This window comes from Helicobacter ganmani (assembly GCF_003364315.1).
GTDB classification, from domain to species: Bacteria; Campylobacterota; Campylobacteria; order Campylobacterales; family Helicobacteraceae; genus Helicobacter_D; species Helicobacter_D ganmani.
Genome location: NZ_NXLS01000003.1, coordinates 110,396 through 131,848 on the forward strand (window position 1 = coordinate 110,396; position 21,453 = coordinate 131,848).

The 21,453-nt window shown below is 37.5% G+C and carries 23 protein-coding genes; 6 read left to right on the forward strand and 17 right to left on the reverse strand.

The window, feature by feature from the left end; translation table 11 throughout:
* Positions 1-86 precede the first annotated feature (86 nt).
* Genes flhA through CQA43_RS04180 form a run of 5 tightly spaced genes read left to right on the forward strand, consistent with a single transcriptional unit; the run spans position 87 to position 5,456 of the window.
* Positions 87-2,306: a flagellar biosynthesis protein FlhA gene (gene flhA / locus CQA43_RS04160; protein WP_245944212.1), complete on the forward strand. Its 2,220-nt coding sequence runs from the start codon at positions 87-89 to the stop codon at positions 2,304-2,306.
* A gap of 8 nt (positions 2,307-2,314) precedes the next feature.
* A complete protein-coding gene (locus tag CQA43_RS04165; protein ID WP_115551353.1) occupies positions 2,315-3,403 on the forward strand; it encodes a DHH family phosphoesterase in 1,089 nt (362 codons plus the stop codon).
* A complete protein-coding gene (locus tag CQA43_RS04170; protein ID WP_115551354.1) occupies positions 3,396-3,629 on the forward strand; it encodes a hypothetical protein in 234 nt (77 codons plus the stop codon). The genes CQA43_RS04165 and CQA43_RS04170 overlap by 8 nt, the downstream gene beginning before the upstream one ends.
* A gap of 10 nt (positions 3,630-3,639) precedes the next feature.
* Positions 3,640-4,368, forward strand: coding sequence for a phosphoribosylglycinamide formyltransferase (gene purN / locus CQA43_RS04175; protein WP_115551355.1), 729 nt, complete (start codon positions 3,640-3,642; stop codon positions 4,366-4,368).
* A complete protein-coding gene (locus CQA43_RS04180) occupies positions 4,368-5,456 on the forward strand; it encodes a glycosyltransferase family 4 protein (protein ID WP_115551356.1) in 1,089 nt (362 codons plus the stop codon). The genes purN and CQA43_RS04180 overlap by 1 nt, the downstream gene beginning before the upstream one ends.
* Before the next feature lie 172 nt (positions 5,457-5,628).
* On the opposite strand, the gene CQA43_RS04185 is transcribed toward CQA43_RS04180, so the two are convergent.
* The 8 genes from CQA43_RS04185 to CQA43_RS04220 form a co-directional block, all read right to left on the reverse strand.
* A complete protein-coding gene (locus CQA43_RS04185) occupies positions 5,629-6,606 on the reverse strand; it encodes a hypothetical protein (RefSeq protein WP_115551357.1) in 978 nt (325 codons plus the stop codon).
* A 14-nt stretch (positions 6,607-6,620) separates the two neighbouring features.
* Complete coding sequence (locus CQA43_RS04190; protein ID WP_115551358.1) at positions 6,621-6,821, reverse strand: hypothetical protein; 201 nt, start codon at positions 6,819-6,821, stop codon at positions 6,621-6,623.
* A gap of 90 nt (positions 6,822-6,911) precedes the next feature.
* Positions 6,912-7,502: a pyridoxamine 5'-phosphate oxidase family protein gene (locus CQA43_RS04195; protein ID WP_115551359.1), complete on the reverse strand. Its 591-nt coding sequence runs from the start codon at positions 7,500-7,502 to the stop codon at positions 6,912-6,914.
* 10 nt (positions 7,503-7,512) lie between these two features.
* Complete coding sequence (locus CQA43_RS04200) at positions 7,513-8,331, reverse strand: UDP-N-acetylmuramate dehydrogenase (protein WP_115551360.1); 819 nt, start codon at positions 8,329-8,331, stop codon at positions 7,513-7,515.
* Between the two features lie 6 nt (positions 8,332-8,337).
* Complete coding sequence (fliQ, locus tag CQA43_RS04205; protein ID WP_026943775.1) at positions 8,338-8,604, reverse strand: flagellar biosynthesis protein FliQ; 267 nt, start codon at positions 8,602-8,604, stop codon at positions 8,338-8,340.
* A complete protein-coding gene (locus CQA43_RS04210; RefSeq protein ID WP_115551361.1) occupies positions 8,573-10,480 on the reverse strand; it encodes a primase-helicase zinc-binding domain-containing protein in 1,908 nt (635 codons plus the stop codon). The genes fliQ and CQA43_RS04210 overlap by 32 nt, the downstream gene beginning before the upstream one ends.
* Positions 10,477-11,298 carry an enoyl-ACP reductase FabI gene (gene fabI / locus CQA43_RS04215; protein ID WP_115551362.1) on the reverse strand — a complete coding sequence of 274 codons (822 nt, stop codon included), beginning with the start codon at positions 11,296-11,298 and terminating at the stop codon, positions 10,477-10,479. The genes CQA43_RS04210 and fabI overlap by 4 nt, the downstream gene beginning before the upstream one ends.
* On the reverse strand, positions 11,295-12,032 hold the full coding sequence (locus CQA43_RS04220; protein ID WP_115551363.1) for a triose-phosphate isomerase: 738 nt from the start codon (positions 12,030-12,032) through the stop codon (positions 11,295-11,297). Before CQA43_RS04220 ends, fabI begins: the two co-directional genes overlap by 4 nt.
* Positions 12,033-12,127: 95 nt before the next feature.
* Between CQA43_RS04220 and CQA43_RS04225 the strand changes: the two genes are divergently transcribed.
* Positions 12,128-13,210 carry an FUSC family protein gene (locus CQA43_RS04225; protein ID WP_115551364.1) on the forward strand — a complete coding sequence of 361 codons (1,083 nt, stop codon included), beginning with the start codon at positions 12,128-12,130 and terminating at the stop codon, positions 13,208-13,210.
* A 74-nt stretch (positions 13,211-13,284) separates the two neighbouring features.
* Here the strand turns inward: CQA43_RS04225 and CQA43_RS09880 are convergent, their stop codons facing one another.
* The 9 genes from CQA43_RS09880 to CQA43_RS04270 all read right to left on the reverse strand — a co-directional run bounded on the left by CQA43_RS09880 (position 13,285) and on the right by CQA43_RS04270 (position 21,370).
* Complete coding sequence (locus CQA43_RS09880; RefSeq protein ID WP_115551365.1) at positions 13,285-14,658, reverse strand: methyl-accepting chemotaxis protein; 1,374 nt, start codon at positions 14,656-14,658, stop codon at positions 13,285-13,287.
* Complete coding sequence (locus CQA43_RS04235; RefSeq protein WP_115551366.1) at positions 14,633-15,136, reverse strand: PAS domain-containing protein; 504 nt, start codon at positions 15,134-15,136, stop codon at positions 14,633-14,635. The genes CQA43_RS09880 and CQA43_RS04235 overlap by 26 nt, the downstream gene beginning before the upstream one ends.
* A 298-nt stretch (positions 15,137-15,434) precedes the next feature.
* Positions 15,435-15,791 (reverse strand): 50S ribosomal protein L19, encoded by a 357-nt coding sequence (rplS, locus tag CQA43_RS04240; protein ID WP_115551367.1) that lies wholly within the window; start codon positions 15,789-15,791, stop codon positions 15,435-15,437.
* Positions 15,781-16,485, reverse strand: a complete 705-nt coding sequence (gene trmD / locus CQA43_RS04245; protein WP_115551368.1) for a tRNA (guanosine(37)-N1)-methyltransferase TrmD — start codon at positions 16,483-16,485, stop codon at positions 15,781-15,783. Before trmD ends, rplS begins: the two co-directional genes overlap by 11 nt.
* The gene (gene rimM, locus CQA43_RS04250; RefSeq protein WP_115551369.1) at positions 16,485-17,081 is read right to left on the reverse strand and encodes a ribosome maturation factor RimM; all 597 of its coding nucleotides are present in this window, start codon (positions 17,079-17,081) and stop codon (positions 16,485-16,487) included. The genes trmD and rimM overlap by 1 nt, the downstream gene beginning before the upstream one ends.
* A 2-nt stretch (positions 17,082-17,083) precedes the next feature.
* Complete coding sequence (locus CQA43_RS04255) at positions 17,084-17,335, reverse strand: KH domain-containing protein (RefSeq protein WP_115551370.1); 252 nt, start codon at positions 17,333-17,335, stop codon at positions 17,084-17,086.
* A 17-nt stretch (positions 17,336-17,352) separates the two neighbouring features.
* Positions 17,353-17,580 (reverse strand): 30S ribosomal protein S16, encoded by a 228-nt coding sequence (gene rpsP, locus CQA43_RS04260; RefSeq protein WP_115551371.1) that lies wholly within the window; start codon positions 17,578-17,580, stop codon positions 17,353-17,355.
* A gap of 227 nt (positions 17,581-17,807) precedes the next feature.
* Positions 17,808-19,148 (reverse strand): signal recognition particle protein, encoded by a 1,341-nt coding sequence (gene ffh / locus CQA43_RS04265; protein ID WP_115551372.1) that lies wholly within the window; start codon positions 19,146-19,148, stop codon positions 17,808-17,810.
* Between the two features lie 113 nt (positions 19,149-19,261).
* Positions 19,262-21,370, reverse strand: coding sequence for a methyl-accepting chemotaxis protein (locus tag CQA43_RS04270; protein WP_115551373.1), 2,109 nt, complete (start codon positions 21,368-21,370; stop codon positions 19,262-19,264).
* Between the last annotated feature and the right edge of the window lie 83 nt (positions 21,371-21,453).

Genomic DNA, 21,453 nt, shown 5'->3' on the forward strand with positions numbered 1-21,453 from the left:
AAACGACTAAAATTACAGATTGATTTATTTATTTTGGAGTAGATTTGGCAACAGCAGATAAAAAAGTGTCTTTATTAAGCAGGATTATGCCCTTTTTATCTTTTCTTTCAGGCTCAAAAGATTTAACGGTTGTCTTTTTTATTATTGCGATTTTAGCAATCATCATTGTGCCACTTCCAAGTTCTTTATTGGATTTTTTCCTAGCCATTTCTATTGCACTTTCGGCACTCATTATCCTCATAGCATTGTATGTCAAAAAACCCACAGATTTTTCCGCTTTTCCTACGCTTTTGCTAATTATTACTCTTTTTCGCCTTGCTCTTAATATCGCAACAACAAGAATGATTTTAAGCAATGGGCATTTAGGTCCTGAAGCAGTGAGCGATATTATCAATGCCTTTGGACAATTTGTTGTGGGCGGAAATTATGTTATTGGAATCATTTTATTTATTATTTTAGTCATTATCAACTTTATGGTTGTAACTAATGGTTCTACAAGGGTTTCTGAAGTTAAAGCGCGTTTTACACTAGACGCAATGCCGGGCAAGCAGATGGCGATTGACGCGGATTTAAACTCTGGAATCATTGGACAAGAGGAGGCAAAAGCAAGACGCGACGCCCTAGCAACAGAGGCAGATTTCTATGGTTCTATGGATGGTGCAAACAAATTCGTCAAAGGCGATGCAATTGCTGGAATTATTATCACGCTCATTAATATCATTGGTGGATTCCTCATCGGCGTTTTTCAAAAAGATATGACGATAGCAGATTCTGCTTCCACTTTCACAATCCTAACGATTGGTGATGGTTTGGTTTCGCAACTCCCTGCACTCATTGTCGCCACCGCCACAGGTATCATTGTAACGCGTTTTAGCAAAGAGGGTGAAAACTTTGCTTCAGGGATTATTGACCAACTCATCAACGAATCTAAAACACTTTTAATTGTGGGCTGCATTTTATTGCTTTTTGCTCTCGTGCCGGGCTTACCTACCCTCTCATTAGGTTTTGTAGGCTTGCTGTTTTTAAGCCTTGCTTTACTTTTAAGCAAGCAGAAAGAGGGAGAAGTGTGGAAATATGTAGAATCACTCTTTAAAAAAATAAAAAAAGCTGATAAAACCAAAGAGGGGGAATTGCAAGATTCTGACAATCTCCCTCAACGCAAACAAGCAAGACAGCAAGCCGCCGCCACTCAAGCAGCAAAACAGCCTCCCAAAGAAAATGAGGAAGAGCGCAAAAAACGCGATGAAGCAGAGATTGATAACGCGCTCAAAGTCAAAATCTTGCGTGTGGGGCTTGGGTATCAGCTCATCAAGTTTGCAGACCCTGCGCAAGGAGGCGAGCTCGTGAATAAAATCCGCCAAATCCGTAAAACAATGGCAACAGAATATGGAATCCTCGTGCCAATGGTGCATTTAAGAGATGATTTGAATTTACCTCCTGATGAATACCAAATCTTGCTTAAAGAAATTGAAATTGGTCATGGTAAAGTAATGACAGATAAATATCTTGCGGTTGCTGCAAGCGGATTTGCCGGGGAATTACCTGATGGAATCCCAACCAAAGAGCCAGTGTTTGGCTTGGACGCTTATTGGATAGATGAAAGCAAAAAAGAAGACGCAATTATTGAGGGTTACACAACCATTGATGGTGCAACCGTGATTAGCACACACATTCAAGAACTCATTAAACAACACGCAGAGGAATTACTCACACGTCAAGAAGTGTATAATCTGCTTGAAAAACTAGGCAAAGATTATCCGATTTTAGCAGAGGAAATCAAAGGTGTAGGCGTTGGCACGATTCAACATATCCTAAAAGAGCTGTTGCACGAACAAATTCCAATTAAAGATATGTTAAGCATTGCTGAAGCCATTGCAGATGGCTATCCAGCCTACAAAGGTGATTTGCCAACACTCACAGAATATGTCCGCGCATGCCTAAAACGACTCATTACGCATAATTTTCAAAATGACGACGGAATCTTGCGCTATTTTATCCTTTCTCCGGCATTAGAACAATTCTTGCTAGAACGTTTGCCAGACCAACAAAAAATGGGACAAAGGTTACGCCTAAGCCCGACAGAATCGCAAAACTTACTTGACGCACTTAATATTTCTCTCCAAAAAGGCGCGTCTATGGGTGCTGTGCCAACAATCATCGGCGGCACTTCTATGGTGCTAAGAAAGCCTTTAGCGATTTTCCTTGAGCAATATGGTTTTGGACGCAATATGATTGTTTTAAGCACCGCAGAGATTGATTATCAAAGCAAATATGAAATCTTGGGCACGGTTGAGTTCGCTCTGTAAGGAAAAATATGCAAATCTACCATTTATCTCATATTGACTTAGACGGCTATGGTTGTCAAATGGTAAGTCGCGAAATCTATACACGCGCGTTTGCGTCCGATTCCTTGTTAATGTTTTTTTATAATGCCAACTATGGCAAAGAAGTTAGTGCGTGCCTAGAGGAAATTTATCGGCAAATCAAATACACAAAAGCAAAGAATCCCAAAGAAAAAGAAGCACACATTTTGATTAGTGATTTGAATCTCACATCAGATGAATGCGAAAGATTAGTGCAATCCGTCCTAGAGCTAAATCTCAATGGATTCCAAATCACTTTTGAGTTATTAGACCACCACAAAAGCGGGCAAGAATGCGCACAAACTTATGAATGGTATTTTTTGGACACCAAACGATGTGCTACACATATCGTTTATGATACACTGCTTACGCGTTATGGGCTTTGCGATTCTGTAAGGCAATGGCTTGAACCAATGGTGAAAATGATTAATAGTGTGGATTTATGGTTGGAAGAGGGTTATGCCTTTGAGTTTGGCAAAGTCGCAATGCGAATGATTGTAGAATGCAAAGAGCTCAATCGCTTTATGTTTGATAAAGAAGACCGCGAATACAAACTTGCTTTATTAAAAGAATCCGCAAAATTTCTTGGACAAGAAAAGGGAGAAATTCTGCTAGATAATGCGATTTTAGAGATGAAAAAATGCTTTTTGAAAGGCAGCTTGTTAAGTGCCACACTTGATAATCTAATCTCAAAATACCAAAGCGAGCTTTTGGCGCAAAAAGCAGAATCTTGCAGTATATATTGGAAGCAATATAGAGGATTTTTGAGTTATAGCATTGGCAATATCTCAGTGCTTGCAAACTTATTTTTAAAAAACAATCCACAATTTAATTTCTTCATAGATGTGAGTGCGCGTGGAAATGTAAGCTTGCGTGCCAATAATGCTTGCGATGTAAGTGTTTTAGCGAAAAATTACTTCAATGGAGGAGGACACGCAAATGCAAGTGGTGGCAAAATAGATGGTTTTAAAGAAAGTTTTATCTATGATAATATTAAAGAGTGTGTGCAAAATATCTTAAAAGGAGAAGAATATGAATAAAGACAGAATCAAAGAGCTAGAAGAAGAAGTGGAGGAGTTATCCATTCAATTAAGCGATATGCTTTGCGTGACGTTAATCTTAAGCGGTGTGAAAGAATCCTCTATGCAAGAGGCATTAGACGCTTATATTGACGGATTAGATGAGCAAAGCGTAGAATATGGTGTCAATGAGATTTTACAGAATCTCAAGCAACTCAAACAAACACACCCGCATTTTTTTGCCTAAAAGAGATTCTATGGAAACAAAAAGAATCGCTATTTTATTTAGCGGCAATGGAAGCAATTTAGAGGCACTCATCAAATCTTTGCACAAAAAATGCTTTCTCCCTAGCAAACGACCCGAAAATATAAAACAAAGCACAATTGGAGGATTCTTAATTGGAGATGTTTTGATTGAGGGATTCTTGATTGGAGGATTAGCGCATACATTTAAAATAATAGAACCCGATTGCGCAAAGGGCAAACATTCCAACAAAGCCTTTAAGGTGGAGGTTGTCTTGGCTTTGAGTAACAAAAGCGACGCATTTGGACTTACGCGCGCCAAAAGACTAGGAATCGCCACAGAAGTGATTGAGAATGCAGGGAAAACAAGAGAGGAATTTGATGCACAATTAATTACAACCCTGCAAGAATTTAAACTAGATTTATGTGTATTGGCTGGATTTATGCGAATCTTGACACCGATTTTTACGCAAAAGATTCGCGCTATCAATATCCACCCCTCACTTTTGCCCCTTTTCAAAGGCGCGCACGGAATCTTAGAATCCTACAACTCACCTATGCGCCTAGGAGGTGTGAGTGTGCATTATGTCAGCGAAGAACTAGATAGCGGGGAAATCATTGCACAAGGAGCAATCACAAAAATTGCGGGAGAAAGCTTAGAATCCTATGAAGCACGTATCCACAAACTAGAACATACATTGTATCCACTTGCATTACTAGAAGCACTCACAAGGAAAAAATAATGCGCATTTTACACACAGAATGGTCGGGTGGCTTTGGCGGACAGGAGATTCGGATTCTAAACGAAATGCAAGAAATGCGTAGGCGTGGCTGCCATCTTGCGCTTGCTACCAAAGAGGACGCTAGAATCTTACCCAAAGCAAAAGAATATGGTTTTACCACCTTTACCCTACCCTTTAGGCGCAAAACCGACATAGAGAGCATCTACAAACTCCATAAAATCGCAAGAAACTTTGATATTATCAACACGCATAGTGGCATAGATACTTGGTTGGGTGGATTAGCTAGTATCGGGAGTGGAGCGAAGTTTATCCGCACAAGACATTTATCTAACAAAATTCACCCCTCGCGCTTAAACTTTATTAACTCCCTAGCAGATTTCATCATTACCACAGGAGAAAGTATTCGTGAAGCAATGATACGAGAAAATCGTATCAAACCAGAGAGGATTCTCTCTATACCCACAGGCATTGATACAGAAACTTTTTACAAAGAAAAATATAACAAAGAAGCAATGAAAACAAAATACAATCTCCCACAAAATAAATTGATTATAGGCAATTTAGGCGTTTTGCGCGCAATGAAAAGACAAGATGTTTTTATTGAAGTCGCACGTGGAATTTGCCAAAAATATCCCGATGTATTTTTTGTGATTGCAGGTAGCGGAGATGGACAAGTGTGTTTAGAAAATCTTGCAAAGGAAGTCAATCAGGCGGCAAATCAAGAAATCGTGCGCTTGCTTGGACACATTGAAAATCCTGCGGAATTTTTGGCAACTTTGGATATATTTATGCTTACTAGCGATAGAAATGAGGGTGTGCCACAAAGCCTAATGCAAGCTCTCGCTATGGAAATTCCAAGTATTGCAGGCAATATAGGGTCTATCACGGATTTGCACTTTTATTCTCAAGGTAAGCCAAATTTCATTCTCACGCAAAATCCAAACTTAGAGGAGTTTATAGAAGCATTAGAATTGCTAATTAGAAAAGAGAGAAGAATCCTACCATCTCGTGATTTTATTTGTAAAAATTTCTCTCTCGTCGCAATGGGAGAGAAAACTATGCAAGTATATCAAAATCTGCTATCCTAACTCCTTGCAAGATTCCACTTGACGGGGGAGGAAATTGTTATCACAAGAATTACAACACAATTTGTAGCAATCTATAATATAAAACCTTGCTTTTAACACTTAGTTTAAAAGATTATGGGGGATTACTTCGTCCGCTTGCTTCCTTATACAAGAAAAAATCGCAAGAATGAAGTTACGCTTTTGTGCTTAGAATCAAGCTTTCGCTAGAACCCATTTGCTCCACAAAATCGCGGATTTTACTATCCAAATGCTGATTTATCATATCAGCATCTTGGCTTTGCTGCTTGATTTGCTCCACCTCTCCTGCAAAATACTGCCTCACCAATGCCTGCTCCTCCGGTGAAAGCGCATTGAGATTGCCACTCTGCTTGATTTTTGCAAGAAGTCTCATCGCCTCTTCCATTGCAGAGACATCTAACTCCTCTTTGTTTGGGGTTGTGAGACTTGCTTCTTGGGATTGTGCAACCATTTCTGCTAAAGGATTTTCTTGCGATTCCAAAATCCCCTTCAACGCGCTATATAAGCTGCCACGCGTTACTTCAAAATGTTCTTGAACGCTGATTTTGCCATTTAAATCTTTGTCTTGAGAGATGAAATTATCTAGTAAATCCTCTATGGTGCGCACTTCTGTATCATCACTTTTAGTATTGCCCTCTACCAAAAGTACAGAAATTGGATTGCCAAACGATTGGCTTTGGCTCAACTCAAAACTATAACCATCTCTCAGAAGCTCTCTTTCTTTTTCTGAAAACTTCCCATCTTGATTCAAATCCGCTTTTGCTCCCCCCACATTGCCCATTATCTCCGCATACCAGCCACTAACATACGCTTCTGCCTTGCCACTTAAGCGCATATTGCCATCTTCTCTAGCAAAAAAGTCTTTTTTGTTGAACTTTTCTTGCAATCGTTCCATATTTTCTTTAGAGATTAAAGCACTCACGCGCTCTCCACTTGTAGGGTCATCAAAAAGCACGAGTTGGTAGTTAGAATCCCCAACTAACTTTGATTTTATGGATTCTTTGATTTCTCTTTCTTGTGGTTTTAGTTGCAAATCTTGGCTTTCTTCATTCATTAATGTCGCCTGTGTGCGAGCATTTGCTGCTAGATAAACCTTAGAAGAAACAATGCTTCCTGCGCCATTTACAAACATTATTACTCCTTATTTTATACCGCTACAATAAAACAATGGTAGTTTCCATATCTATCAGGAACGCATTTTCTGATAAGTTTTGCCATTATATCTTTAGAATCATCAGATTTTAATGCAACTTTTTTTTCAAACACATCTGCCTCATTGTTTATCTTTGGACTCGCATACGCACACAATCCAAAAACCAATACCACACCCAAAACTATTTTACGCACAAAAAACCCTTTGTTAAAAAATATTTAATCATTATAGAAATTTATTCTTAAAAATATCGGTTAATTTTAGAAAAAACTTTATATGTTTTGCTATTTTGTTACAAATCGTTGCATAAGCTCTATTGTCTCTGCGTCCCGCTTCTCTTTGCGATTCTTTAAATCCTGCATAATTTGCTCCCATTCCGCACTTTTAAGATTCTGACCAAATTTTGCTTTCGCACTTAAAGATTCCACTAAAATTTTTCCTACAAAAGTGCCTTTTTCCTTACCGACAAACTGCCCACTCTCCATACTCATTTGAGAATTTTTAGGCTCATATTTGCGCACAAGACGCGTTAAAATATGCTTTTTCTCCTCCAAATCCTCCACGACACAAAACTGCCCCTCTAAAAAGACAGAAAAGAAAAATTGTGTCGGAATCATCGTTCCTTTCAAAAAACTTGAGGGAATATAAGCATAAGGTTTTGCCACACTAAAGGAGACTTTTGGATTATGTTTTAGAAGCTCATATTTGCGCCCCGCCTTTGCGCCGTGTAGATAAATCTTAGAATCCTCATAGCAAAAGCTAAGTGGCACAGCATAGGGAATGCTATCAGGAATCACGAGCGTACCAAATTCTATTTTGTTTAAAAACTCTTGTATGAATCCCAAATCTTTGCAATCAAAATCACTGCGCCGCATTTTCCCTCCATTATCGCAGAATCTGCACTTCATTTTCTAGTGCGATTCCACGTTCCTTTTGCACTTTTTCTTTTGCAATCTCTATCAGTTCTAACGCTTCCTCAAAGGTAGAATCCCCAAGATTAACAAGAAAATTCGCGTGTTTCTCGCTAAAACATAGGCTTTTGTTTTTACCAAATCGCACACCCTTTAGCCCCACTGCTTCAATCAATCTCCCTGCAAAATCCCCTTTAGGATTCTTAAAACAACTCCCAAAACTAGGCTCTGTGGGCTGATTTTGGCGCATTTTTATACATTCCTCCACCAAATCAGCTCTAAAACCACTTTGTTTTTTAAAAATCCCAGCAAAAATTAGCCCCTCAATCTGACTGCTACGATAGCTTAACCCTAAGTTCTCTACACCCTTAAAATCAAGCTTACCCAAAGAGTCTAATTGCAAGATTCCGAGTGTTACTTTTTGAATCTCATAGCTTTTTAGTCCCGCATTCATCTTGAGGATTCCGCCCATACTTCCGGGCAATCCACAAAGAATCTCAAACCCTCCCAAATTCTTGCGTTTAGCATAGGAAAATAGCTTGCCGCTAGGTGTAGCCGCACCAACTTCCAAACTATCTCCTAAGTCCTTAATATAATCAAATGCTTTGCTTAAAACGCAGAGATTCTTAGCATTTGGAGCAATCAATAGATTGTTTGCCTTGCCGATGATTTGCGGGGAAGCCTGCTCCAAGAGAGCAATATAATCTTGGGGCGATTCTATATAATTTAATGCAAGCCGTGTGCCAATCCGCACGCTCGTATAACACGAAAAATCTACAATTTTTTGAAACATTGGAATCTAAAAAAGAAAGCTTGGCATTAGATTAAAGATTCTTGTCGTAAAGTCCATTAGCATATTCAACATCCAAGGCATTGTAAAGATAATCACAACAATCACCGCTAGAATCTTTGGCACAAAAGTAAGCGTCATCTCATTAATTTGCGTCGTGGCTTGAAAAATACTAATCATCAAGCCCACTACCAACCCGACAAGCAACATCGGGAGAGAAAGGGTAAGCGTAATTTTATAAGTCTCAATCGCCAAAGCCATTAATTGCGATTCCACAATTCTCTCCTAAAAATAATCCAATTAAAAATTGCCAAAGGGAACTCACACCCTCAAACACCAACGCAAAAAACTTCGCAAGATGGACGCCAATAACTTCAAACACTATTTTTGTTGCATTGTAAATTTGCAAAATCTCTTCTTTGGCAAAAATGCCATATAGTTTTTCGTTTTTAAAATACATCGGGCAGAGATAAAAGAATAAACACAGCGCAAAATATCCACAAAGGGATTTTACTAATAATAAATTACGATGGCGAGGGCAAAAAACTAGAATCCAAGAATGAAATATTTTACCGCCGATAAACTTCCAATAAAGCTTATTACAGCCTATGCCTATGCCAACGATACATATAAAGATAAAAATAATGGCAACAAAGGGCATAAAAGTGATTAAATCCCAAAAATTACCAAAGTCAAACAAACCCTTTGCATTGTAAATAGATGGATTCAAATAAAGAATATTGCCATCTTTAAAAGTAAAAGATTTTTGACTTGAATAAAAGATTCCAACCCTATTAAGAATAACCATAAAAACAGAAACAAAAAATGCTAAAACAAACCAATTTACTTGCGAGATACGATTAATGCGAGAAATAGCCTTTGGCAATGTTTGTAATGTAGTTTGAATATAGTCTTTGCTAAATGTGCGACCCAACAGCTCATAAGCTTTATTAACGCGATTATCCACCGTATCGTGAGAATTATTTGATGGTTCTAGGTTATCTAATGCCTCTTGCAATGTTTTGCCTTGATGCAACGCATCGTTTGCGATAAGTTCTATATTTTTTTCTGATTTTAAAAATATTCTTAGAGGAATCGCAAATACAAAAGGTGCAAAAGGATTTGCAAAAGTAAATTGCGCACTTTTTACAAGTTTATTCAAATCTGCTTGCAAAATCTTATCTAAGATTCCGCCCGCATCAAATATTTCTGCATCTCTACCATAAAGGATAAAATTATTCTCGCTATCATTTAAGCGAATACTAAAGGTTGCAAATGGCACAGCGGATTCATAGACTTCTTTAATTTGTTTTGTTCTTTCATCGCTTGTTAGTGTAAGTCGCTTGATTGAGCCAAATGAATCCATATTATAAATAAGCGTTTTCTGCAGAGCTTCTTTAATGAAATCTTGCGTGTTTTCTTGCAAGATTAGAGTATAATCCGGCTTTGCATAAAGAAAAATCGTATAAACATCAGTAAGATGACCTTCCCCATCGCAAATCTCGCAAATTACATCACCGCTTCCACGACAAACATTACAAATGTTTTTTCCGCTACCTTGGCAGTCAGAACATCTATTTTTACCACTGCCGCCACAAGCATTACAAGATACTATGCGAGATTCCCCATTAAAGACAAATCGTGTTCGACCGCTTCCATTACAAGAATTACAAGTTTTTTTACCGCTTCCACTGCAACTATGACAACTAACCTTGCCAGCTCCCCCGCAATGATGACAAACTACTTCGCCATCTCCATCGCATTCTTTACAAATATGACTATAATAAAACTTCGGCTCAATTTCTCTAATGTTTTTATCTTTTTTAAAGGTGGCAAATCCGCCATCTTGTATAAGGCTCTTTAGCAAATCAAGGTTTTTACTATCGTTAATTTCAGCCTTTAAATAAATACTCATTTTATTTCTTAAAGACTCTTCGTCTGTAAAGAAAAAATCTCCACTATTACCTTTATGCAAACCTGTGAGTATTTTATATTTAGACTCTATGTCTAATTCATTAATAACTTTAATTTTAAAAAAATACAAAAACTCATTATAGTCCAAAATTTCGTATTCGCTAAAGTCAAATCTAGTTGCGTTTTTTAAAAATTCATCTACAACGCTCTTACAACTTTGTTTATAATCTTGCGTCATTTATAAGAATCCCAAACCATAGTAGCCTTGCCGTCCTTTTCCTCCACAGCTGCCATTCCCATAATATTATAACCGCAATCCACATAATGAATCTCGCCTGTAACCGCGCTTGCAAGAGGGGATAGGAGATACATTGCAGAGTTGCCTACTTCCTCTATTGTTACATTTCTATGCAATGGTGAATTTGCCTCATTCCATTTTAAGATGAAGCGAAAATCTCCGATTCCACTTGCGGCAAGCGTGCGAATTGGTCCCGCTGAAATCGCATTGACACGGATTCCTTCTTTCCCTAAATCGTGCGCTAGATAACGCACACTAGATTCCAAAGCAGCCTTAGCAACGCCCATTACATTATAATGCGCAACATGCTTGACACTTCCTAGATAGCTTAGTGTAAGAATTGAAGCATTGGGGCTTAGTACAGGTTTAAGTTCGCGGCAAAGCTCAATAAGCGAATAAACTGAAACTTCCATTGCAACATTAAAGGCTTCTTTGCTTGTATCCAAAAAGCTCCCATCTAACGCTTCTTTAGGAGCAAAAGCAACGCTATGCACCAAGAAGTCCAATGTTCCAAAATCTCGCTTGATACTTTCACGCAAAAGCGCAAAATGCTCCTTTTTGCTTACATCTAGCTCATAAACAAACTTGGAATTCCCGATTTCTTCCGCAATGGGAAACACGCGTTTTTGAATTTGTTCATTCATATAGGTTAAGCCGATTGTCGCACCTTGCTCTTTGAGTGCCTTTGTGATTCCATACGCAATAGATTTATTGTTTGCCACACCGACAATCAAGCCCTTTTTTCCTTGCATAATCATTCTTTACTCCTTAAATCAATGGAATTATCTAAAATTTGACAAAAGCTTGAAATCTCCCAACTCGCACTTCCAATAAGCACACCATCTACACCATTTAGGGAGAGAATTTCACGCACATTTTGGGGTTTCACGCTTCCGCCGTACAAAAGCGGAATTTTACCTAATTTTTGCTTTAAGCGTGTGTGAATTTGTGTGATTTCCTCCAAACTTGCACTTACCCCACTGCCAATCGCCCAAATCGGCTCATAGGCAACAATTAAATCAGGTGAATTTAAATTAATCCCTTCAAATTCGGATTCCAAAAACTCCAAAACCGCTTCAATACCTTGTTGTTTGATTTCTTGCGACTCCCCAATACAATAACAAATTCTAAATCCCAACTGACTAAAAAACCTAAATTTCTCTGCGCAAAATTCTTGCGATTCCTTTAATATCTCACGCCTCTCACTATGCCCAATCAAAAGTGTTTGAATCCCAAACTCCTCTAATTGCTCCAAACCAATTTCTCCTGTGTAAGAGCCGTTTTTTGTAGGGTAGGCGTTTTGCGCTCCAACCTGAAAACTCTTAAAGCGATTTTCTAAGAGTGCGCTTTGTGGGGGAAAAATCATAATTTGATGTGGAAAGGATTGATTTTGTGTTTGATTTTTTGCAATAAACTTTTCTAAATTCTCGCAAAATTGTAAAGTGCTTTTGCGTGTGTGGTTTGTCTTAAAATTACTTGCAATAATTTTCATAAGATTCCTTTAGTTTTTGGTATTATAGCAAATCTTAAAAACTTTACAATTCTTGTTGAATGCTATAATTTTAACGACAACTTTAAGGAGTTTGAATGAATTTTTTACAAAAAATTCAAGAGAATATTAAGCTCATTTTCACTTGGAATCCTAGCGATAGATTATGGCAAATGCCATTTTTTGCAGGATTAAGTGTTGCAATCGTGCTTTTTATTGCAGCTTTTTTTAATCGTCCTGATTTGGGACTTGTGGCAATCATCGGCACCAATATTTTTCTTTATGTTCCTGACACTCCAATTCACCATAAAATGATTTTATGTATGGCGAGTGCTTTTGGAATTGTTGCTTCCTTTACGCTTGGACTGATTGGACAAGCCTTTCCTGCGCTAATTCCATTCATCGTTTTTCTTGTTACGATGATAGGCGCGCAAGTCGTGCGCTATTTTAGCATTGGCGCGCCAGGATTCTTTTTCTTTACCTTTGCGATGATTCTTGGCACTTATATTCCTTTTGAAGTCAAAGACTATCCTTTTGCTATTGGGCTTGTCGCACTTGGAACAATGGTAGCCAATGTGATGGTTTTGCTGTATTCTTTAAGTGTAATTTACCTCTTCAAACATCCTCCAAAACCAACTCCAAAAATCGGAGAATTTGGCTTTGGCGTGATTATTATTGACCCTATTATCATTGCGTTTTTTGTCAGTGCCTCTATGATTTTCCAAAACTTTTTGGAATTAGAAAGAGGCTATTGGGTGGGGGTAAGTTGTGCTGCTATCTTAACAGCAGTTACTTTTAAACAGATTTGGATTAAACAGACACAAAGAATCTTGGGCACGATTCTAGGCGTAAGCTTCGCTTATTTCTTATTGCACTTTAGTTTCAGCCCAATTCAATTTGCGCTTTTGATGATGACATTAATGTTTTTTGCGGAATTAACAACAGTTAGGAATTATGCTTTAGCAATGGTATTTTTAACCCCTTATTCCACTTATTTGGCAGAAGTTGCAAGCTTTATGAATTATGACCCAGATTTGATTATCAAGGCAAGAATCCTAGATATTACAATTGGTAGTTTATTTGGGCTTTTGGGCGGTGCAGTAATGCATTGGAGACCTTTGCGAAAAATGCTAGAAAGAATCTTACGCAAAATCGTTTTTCGGTGGGCAGGAGAAGATTAAAAACATAAAGCAATTTGCACTTCAAACCAATTGCTACGAATCCTTAAGGATTCCATCAAAAGCAATCATTAACATTAGGGAATTGCGTGAAGCTGCTGATAAACTTCCGCGCTTTTAGCTTCAAATTTTTGACAATATGTTTGTAATTGTTCTTGATTCTCTGTAAAATTACCGAGTTTAATAAACTCTAAAAACTCTTGGATACTTTCATCAAAATCAAAGATTTTTTGGCAAATGCTCTTATCTATCAAAGATTTTTCTCCAATATCACATTGTGAAGCCATCTGTGGAATCTCATTTGTAATCACAGCGGAATAGGAGGCAAATTTTTTCAAAATACAATCCAACTCTAGCAATGCAATATAAGAAGTCTTATTGGTATGTGAAATAGAATCTAGTAAAGAAGCCGCTTGTTTATCCATTGCGCCAAAAGTCTCATTGAATGAAATCATCAATTCATTGGAATCATTTGTAATGGTATCAATCTCTTTAACATAGCCTGAAATCTCGTCCATTTCTTGGTTGATTACCTGTGTGGTAGAGGAGATTTCTGACGCGGTTTTCGTGGCGCGCTCTGCTAGTTTTCGGACTTCATCAGCAACGACTGCAAATCCTCTTCCGTGTTCTCCTGCTCTTGCTGCTTCAATTGCGGCATTAAGGGCGAGTAAATTAGTTTGGTCAGTAATCTCCTTAATCAAAGAAACAAATGCATCAATTTCTTTAATTCGTTTTGTGAAACACTCAAAGGATTGTGAAGTTTGCGACATCATAGAGGAGAGGTTGGAAAAATTATTCACAATCACTTGGACATTCTGCATTCCTTGATTGGAAGATTGAGAAATCGTTTTCGCCTCTTCAGAAGTTTCATTCATTACCGAAATTACAACATTTAGATTTGTAGAAATTGAATTTAAATCTTTCTTCAAACTCACTGCGCTTTGTTTAGAAATCTGATTCACGATTAAACCTCTTGCGCCCAATTTATCTGCTTCTTCAACCGCATAAGAGGCTTTATTAATCAGCTGTCCCACATAAGAAAAAGCTCCTTTTAGGCTTGCAGAATTTAATTTTCTGTAATATTGTTTTTTGCTTGCGGCAGTAATAACGGAAGACCCCCCTCTAACAAAGGCTTCCACTTGGTCAGCCAAATCATTAAATGCCCACGACAGATTGCCCAAAGCACCATTATCTTGAATATTTGTAATTCTTGCTTCTAGGTTTCCATTGGCAAGCTGTGAAACACAATGGGTAATTTCTTGAATATACTTATCTCGTCTATTTCCAGCTATTAGCGTCAATGAGCAAGTCAAAATACCTAGACAAAAAGCTCCAAATTCTAGCAAAATATGAATATCTAAAATTTCAATAATAAATAAACAAACAAAAATGGCAATAAAACAATAATTAAAAACCCTAGAATATCTATAAAGTTGATACGAATTCTTCATAATTGACTCCTTTTTGTGCTAGAATCTGCTCCAATCTCTCTTGGCTTTTTTCAATCCCTTCTCTTTGTTCAACTTCCAATAATTCCTTATAGAGTGCATTAATGGTTTTTTTTGCCTGTTCTGTTGGCTTTAGCCGAATAGAATGATAACCGACAATCTCTCCTTTGCCATTAAAAGAGGGAGTTACATAAGCTTTCACCCAATAATATGAACCATCTTTAGAAAGATTCTTTACATAAGCTATGATTTCTTTTCTTTGTTGTATAAAACTCCATAGAAATTTAAAAATAACTTTTGGCATATCGGGGTGGCGCACGATATTATGTGGTTTGCCCAAAAGCTCTTTCTCTGCATAACCTGAAAGTTCAATAAAGATTCTATTGCCATAAAGGATTCGTCCCTTTAAATCTGTTTTGGAAACAATAATTTCATTCTCATTGAACTGTCTCTCTTTCTGAATGGGTTTTGGTTTGCTCATTGCTTATCCTTAAAAATAAGAAAAATAATTAAAACTTTCACTCTATGTCATAAATTTATCTTTTCCTAATCGTCCTAGCCACATAAGACTCTTGAGATAATGTTAAGAATAGTATTATATATTTAGTTAATGAATGGTTAATAAAGCGTTAAGATGAGTAGCAAACCCTAAAAATAGGTTTTTAACACTTTAATATTAGAAATGTTGAATAATTCTTGATAAGAATAAAAAGGGAAGAGAAAATAAAATAATCTCTCCCTCACAATAGATAGAATCCCAAAAAGGGAAAAATCAAAAACTATTTTCTAATTTCTTTGATTCTTGCAGATTTACCACTTCTTGCGCGAAGATAATAAAGTTTTGCGCGTCTAACACGACCAATTTTAAGCACTTTAATGCTTTCAATACTTTCAGAATAGATAGGAAAGATTCTTTCTACTCCTACACCATTTGCACCGATTTTGCGAATCGTAAAAGTCTTGCCTGTCCCTGTGCCACGAAGTGAGATACAAACTCCTTCAAAATTTTGGATTCTTGTTTTATCTCCTTCAGAAATTTTAATCCCAACTCTTAATGTATCGCCTGCCTTAAATTGCGGAATCTCTTTTCCTGCAATTTGCGCGTCTTCAAAATGCTGAATATATTTATTTCTCATCTTTTAGCCTTTGTTTGTAGCGAATATAGAGGTCTAACCTATGGAATCTAGTTTTTGCCTCTGACGCTTTTAATTTTAAGCTGTGGATTCTAGCGTGATTTCCCTTTGAATACTCTGAAGGAATCAATAAATTTTTAAAATTATGTGGTTTGGTAAAATTTGGGGATTCTAACAAAAACTCCTCATAGCTTTCTCCTTGCAAGGAATCGCTATTGCCAAGCACTCCCTCTACCTGTCTTGAAATGCTATCGCACAAACAAAGTGCGGCAATCTCTCCACCGGTTAAAATAAAATCTCCAATACTAAAAACCTCATCGGCATACAATTCAATCAAGCGTTCATCAAAACCCTCATATCGCCCACAAACTAAGGTAATATGAGACTTTTTGCTCAAACATTTTGCGTCATTTTGTGAAAAGAGTTTCGCACAAGGTGTAAGAAAAATAATGTGCGTTTTGGGATTCTTTTTTTTTACAAAATCTAGCGCATTACTTAAAGCCAATGGCTCTAGTACAAGCCCAGCACCACCACCTACTTGATAATCGTCGGTCTTTGCAAAACGATGAGGGCTGAAATCTCTAGGATTAACAAAATCTACGCCAATTAACCCTTGCTCTATCGCCCGATGAAGAATAGAATCACTAAAATAGGATTCTATCAAATGGGGAAATAAAGTAACGATAGAGAATCGCATTAACTATTTTCTAATATTTCTTTGCAAAATTGTGTGCAAATGATTTTTGGGTCAGTGCTGGTGCTTTTCTTGTATTCCTTTTTGGAATGGATTGTGGAATCTTTTTTGGATTCCACTCCCAAAATATAGCGCGCATTATAAGGAATCAAAAAATTCTTAGGAAAATTCTGTGCAATAAGTGCAAAATCAGTTTTCACAAACAAATAATCCTGCCCACAAAAGCGTTCAATCTCACTTACTATACCCAAAATCTCGCCATTTTCTACAATTTCACCCCCTACAAGCTCAAACCAAAAAAATTCGTTTTCTTTGAGTTTGCACTGCTGCTTGCATTGCTCTTGCGTAGTATAAAGCACAAGATTGACAATTTGCTTCGCCGCTTCTTTAGAATCAATTTCAGTAAATTTTGCTATGGAACGTTTTGCTTGATAAGATTCAAGCGTTAAATTGCCAAATTGCGATAAATAGACATTGCCACTCTGTAGGGATTCGGGAAAATCACTTAGCAAATGCAAAAACACCTCACCTTTGAATCCTATGGAGCGACCGATTTTCGCGACACTTACCCAATCTTTTTGGACGCTCTTACCAAACATTCCTAAGCTTCAGTAGTTTGTGGTTTCACGATAATGCGATAAGAATTGCCATCTTTTGCTTTAATGCCAGAAACAAAAGTTTTAATTGCGCCAATCATTTTACCATCTTTGCCAATCAAGCGTCCTGCATCTTGTGAGGAAGAGAGAATTTCAATTTCATAAAAATTCGTATCAAGCTCTGTTTTGATAATACGAATTTTGTTGGGTTCTGTAACAATTTTTTTTACATAGGCTTCTATAAAATCTTCTACCATATGCTGCCTGCGTTTGATTATTTGGTAATCGCTTTTACTCTTTCGCTCATTTTTGCGCCAACGCCTGTCCAATATTTCAATCTTTCTGCATCATATTTCACCACAGAAGGCTCCGCAAGAGGATTATAATATCCGATAGATTCAATCCAACCTCCATCGCGTCTTTTTCTGCTATCAGTTACAATGATTCTATAAAAAGGCTTTTTCTTTCGTCCCATTTTTGTTAAGCGGATAACGGTTGCCAAAATATGCTCCTTAAATAATCTTAAATTCAACAGACAAATCTGCATAAAGGCGGAATTTTATCTAAAAGCAAGTAATGTTTTCCTTAAAGTGCTATGTATTCTCGCAAGGACGATGTGGCACACTCTATTTTTGTTGTTGCAAGAGGTTCACTAGAATCTCGTGGCAATCTATTCATCTTAACATAAGCCTACCACTAGACAAAGTTCAAACGCCGACAAAATGCAGATTATCTCCTAAGTTGCCCCATTTTTGCGTCTTTCATTAGGCTCATCAAATCTCCCATTCCACCTTTATTAGAAAATTTCTTTGCCATTTTTGCTGCATTTTCAAACTGCTTCAAAAAGCGATTCACATCACTAACATCAATCCCTGCGCCCATTGCAATGCGCTTCTTGCGACTGCCATTGAGCAAATCCGGATTCTCGCGCTCTTTTGGCGTCATTGAAAAAACCATTGCGCGGATTTGTTTCATCTCTTTAGAATTGTCTAAATCCACATCTTTAAGCGCACTTGCCATATTACCTAAACCGGGCAACATTGAGAGAATCGACTGCATAGAACCAATTTTTTTGATATTATCCAACTGCGCAATGAAGTCATTAAAATTAAATTTGCCCTTTTTAATTTTCTTAGAAATGTCTTTTGCCTCTTTCTCGCTAATTACGGCAGCAGTTTTTTCAGCCAAAGAGTGAATATCCCCTGCCCCCATTAACCGCCCTACAATGCGTTCAGGAATAAAAACCTCTAAATCCGCAACTTTCTCACCCACACCAATAAAGCGCAATGGAATCCCAAGCTGATGCGCAATAGAAAGTGCAATTCCACCTTTGCTATCTCCATCAAATTTGCTTAAAACTACTCCGCTTAAGTTCATTTTCTGATGAAAGATTCCAGCACTCTTGACACCATCTTGCCCGCTTAAACTATCCACCACATAAAAGACTTCATTAGGATTAATCGCAGCTTTAATACCTTGCAACTCCTGCATTAAGGCTTCATCAACCGCCAATCGCCCGGCAGTATCCACAAGCAACACATCATAAAGCCCCTCAACTGCCTTTTGCTTAGCTTGTATTGCAATTTCTATGGGGGTTTTCCCCTCCAAATGAAAAAAATCCACTTCCACTTGCAAGGCTAATTGTCGCAACTGCTCCACCGCGGCTAGTCTCTGCAAATCACAAGCTGCAAGCAAAACTTTCTTTTGTTTGCCCTTGAGATAATTAGCAAGTTTTGCGGTTGTTGTTGTTTTCCCGCTTCCTTGTAAGCCCGCCATTAATACGATTGTTGGGGGCTTGGGCGCAAAAATAAACCCATAATTACCCGGTGCAGTAAGAATCGTATTTAGTGATTCTTTTAATGCGCTTAAAAAATTCTCTTTTCCTATTCCTGCAAGCTTTGTTTTCTTCTCAATTTCACCCAAAAGTTCTTTTAAAACCTTATAATGCACATCGGATTTTAACAAAGACTTTTTGAGCTCATCTAATGCGCGCTTTAACGCCTTTTCATCATCTTGGAATCGGATTTTATTAATTGCACTTTGGAAACTTTCTGTAATAACACCAAACAACTTAATAGCCTTGTATTTGTAATTTTAAAGATAAAAAGCGTGATTCTACATTAGATTTGCTTAAAATATTCATATCTTTAAACATTGTCAAATCAAGCGGATTTGCCTAAAATCTAAAACTTCTTTCGCTCCATATCTTGAGTGATTTCATTTGCGATTTCATCTATGTATTGTGCAACCATTTCTGTTTTATTCGCTATTTCTTGATTATTCTCTGCTATGCTATTGAGATGTGAAATTGTCTCATTGATTTGCTCTACGCCCTTTGTCTGCTCCTTTACCGATTCGCCCATATCGTTAATGCCCTGCACTAGCACATTGACATTTGCGCCAATCTCTCCTAAGCTCTTTTGCGTCCGTTCGGCTAGTTTGCGCACCTCATCAGCCACGACCGCAAAACCTCTTCCGTGTTCTCCTGCTCTTGCTGCTTCAATCGCGGCATTGAGTGCTAAGAGATTCGTCTGCTCGGCTATCTCATTAATGATGCTTACGACATTTTTTATATCCTCTACTTGTCGCGTAATTTCTGAAGTCTTATCATTAATAGACTGCATAGAAATTGTGATATTCTCGGTATTTTCTGAAGAGCGACTTAGACTATTTACTTGATTTTCATTCGCACTCATTAGATGCTGGACACAATCATTTAGAGATTGACTCTGTTCCTTTAAAGAAAGGGACAATTTAGAGGAAACTTCTAGCATATTTTTAACCTCCTCTCCAATGGCATTTAAAGAAACTTCCATATCTCCTTTAGGATTCTCCACATTTGCAGTGAAGTTTAAATTCCTATAATCACTAAAGACTGCTTGTAGCTGATTTAAACTAGAGCCTACTTTGACTTGCAAGACTTGTAGCATTTCATTTAAAGTTTCTTGCAACTCTAACAGCTTTGGATTATTAGGAATCGCATTTAATTTTAGATTCAAATTTCCCTCTTTCATCTCTTTTACCGCAGCAATGACTTGTTGCACCATTGATTCATCTTTTTGCAAGCTTTCATTTGTGCTTTGTATGTTTTTATTAATTAAATTTCCCATACTACCAATCTCATCTTTTGCTAAGATTTTTGCAAAATGTGGAGCCTTGTCTGTCTTGTGGTTTATAAAATCAAAGAAATCCGATAAAAGCTCGCTGAGATTCGCCATTCTATTTGTGATATATTGCTTTGTATAAAGCCAAATCGTTAGAGAAATCACTAGCAACGCTACAATCGCAGAGAAAACAATAATCGTCTCAATCTTGTTTAATGGCTCATAGATAACTTCCTTAGGTGCAACCGTAACAAGTGTCCAAGTCGTGTCAATATCCTCCCAAAGTTGAAAATGCGAGACTCCTGCGTAATTTTCTGTCGCATTTGGTCCAACATATTCTATTGCGGTAGTTCTGCCAGAGTTTAGGAGATTTAGGAGCATATCCACACTACTATGATTGTTTTTCTCTATGAGTTTTTTCCCTACCAGCGAGGAATCAGGGTGGATTAGGATAATGCCATTTTGAGAGAGTAGAAACTTCCTATCTCCCTTAAAAGCTGAACGTTTAGGGTCTAGGACGACTTTAGAGATTTGTTGCAAGTCCATTATGATTCCAATTACACCAATAACCTTATTATTTTTATCAAAAATAGGCGCGGAGATATTAGAACCAAACACAACCAGATTATCAATGTCAAACTTTCTAGGATCATCAAAAGAGATTTTTTTTGTCTCTAGCGCGTTTTTAACCGAAGGCAAATGGATAATGTCCTCATCGGCTGAAAGTATATTTACCCCATCGTTGCGCTCTCTATCAATATCCATTAATATCATAAATTCACCATTTGGCAACAAAAAGTCTGTCGTGGATTCCGCAACCGACTTCTTACTATAAATAGACTGCCCGGGAATATAAAGATAAGCAAAAGATGCCCATTCATTATCTAAAATCATATGCATAACGACATCTTTTAGCAAATCCCGACTTACGATTCCATCACTATCGTTTGCAATGATAGATGAGGTAATACCCTCTGCGGTCTCTAATGCCATAAAAGATTGTTGAATCGCACCCTCTAAGCGATTGATTGCCCTTGAGTTTGCGCTCACTAGTAGCTTGTGGGCTTCGCTTTGCAAAACTTTAGCAGATTCATAACTAATAACAAAAGTCAATGTCCCCATAACAAGCAAAACAATAAAACTCGTAATCAATGTGATTTTCGTCCCTAGTCTTAGACTCTTAAACATAAGAATATCCTTTTAAAAATTTAGTTATGCAAATTTTACTCGTGCTTTATTAAGTTTATTTCAAAAATATGTGAAGTTTTTGT

Bases quoted from the DNA above. Each gene is read 5' to 3' on its own strand.
- trmD (WP_115551368.1), bottom strand. From the start codon at position 16,485: ATGCGATTCTCTATCGTTACTTTATTTCCCCATTTGATAGAATCCTAT.
- CQA43_RS04170 (WP_115551354.1), top strand. From the start codon at position 3,396: ATGAATAAAGACAGAATCAAAGAGCTAGAAGAAGAAGTGGAGGAGTTA.
- CQA43_RS04195 (WP_115551359.1), bottom strand. From the start codon at position 7,502: ATGCGGCGCAGTGATTTTGATTGCAAAGATTTGGGATTCATACAAGAG.
- rimM (WP_115551369.1), bottom strand. From the start codon at position 17,081: ATGTTTGGTAAGAGCGTCCAAAAAGATTGGGTAAGTGTCGCGAAAATC.
- CQA43_RS04200 (WP_115551360.1), bottom strand. From the start codon at position 8,331: ATGTTTCAAAAAATTGTAGATTTTTCGTGTTATACGAGCGTGCGGATT.
- CQA43_RS04210 (WP_115551361.1), bottom strand. From the start codon at position 10,480: ATGACGCAAGATTATAAACAAAGTTGTAAGAGCGTTGTAGATGAATTT.
- flhA (WP_245944212.1), top strand. From the start codon at position 87: ATGCCCTTTTTATCTTTTCTTTCAGGCTCAAAAGATTTAACGGTTGTC.
- CQA43_RS04165 (WP_115551353.1), top strand. From the start codon at position 2,315: ATGCAAATCTACCATTTATCTCATATTGACTTAGACGGCTATGGTTGT.
- CQA43_RS04180 (WP_115551356.1), top strand. From the start codon at position 4,368: ATGCGCATTTTACACACAGAATGGTCGGGTGGCTTTGGCGGACAGGAG.
- fabI (WP_115551362.1), bottom strand. From the start codon at position 11,298: ATGATTATGCAAGGAAAAAAGGGCTTGATTGTCGGTGTGGCAAACAAT.
- purN (WP_115551355.1), top strand. From the start codon at position 3,640: ATGGAAACAAAAAGAATCGCTATTTTATTTAGCGGCAATGGAAGCAAT.
- CQA43_RS09880 (WP_115551365.1), bottom strand. From the start codon at position 14,658: ATGAAGAATTCGTATCAACTTTATAGATATTCTAGGGTTTTTAATTAT.
- CQA43_RS04270 (WP_115551373.1), bottom strand. From the start codon at position 21,370: ATGTTTAAGAGTCTAAGACTAGGGACGAAAATCACATTGATTACGAGT.
- CQA43_RS04225 (WP_115551364.1), top strand. From the start codon at position 12,128: ATGAATTTTTTACAAAAAATTCAAGAGAATATTAAGCTCATTTTCACT.
- CQA43_RS04220 (WP_115551363.1), bottom strand. From the start codon at position 12,032: ATGAAAATTATTGCAAGTAATTTTAAGACAAACCACACACGCAAAAGC.
- rplS (WP_115551367.1), bottom strand. From the start codon at position 15,791: ATGAGAAATAAATATATTCAGCATTTTGAAGACGCGCAAATTGCAGGA.
- CQA43_RS04185 (WP_115551357.1), bottom strand. From the start codon at position 6,606: ATGTTTGTAAATGGCGCAGGAAGCATTGTTTCTTCTAAGGTTTATCTA.
- CQA43_RS04255 (WP_115551370.1), bottom strand. From the start codon at position 17,335: ATGGTAGAAGATTTTATAGAAGCCTATGTAAAAAAAATTGTTACAGAA.
- CQA43_RS04235 (WP_115551366.1), bottom strand. From the start codon at position 15,136: ATGAGCAAACCAAAACCCATTCAGAAAGAGAGACAGTTCAATGAGAAT.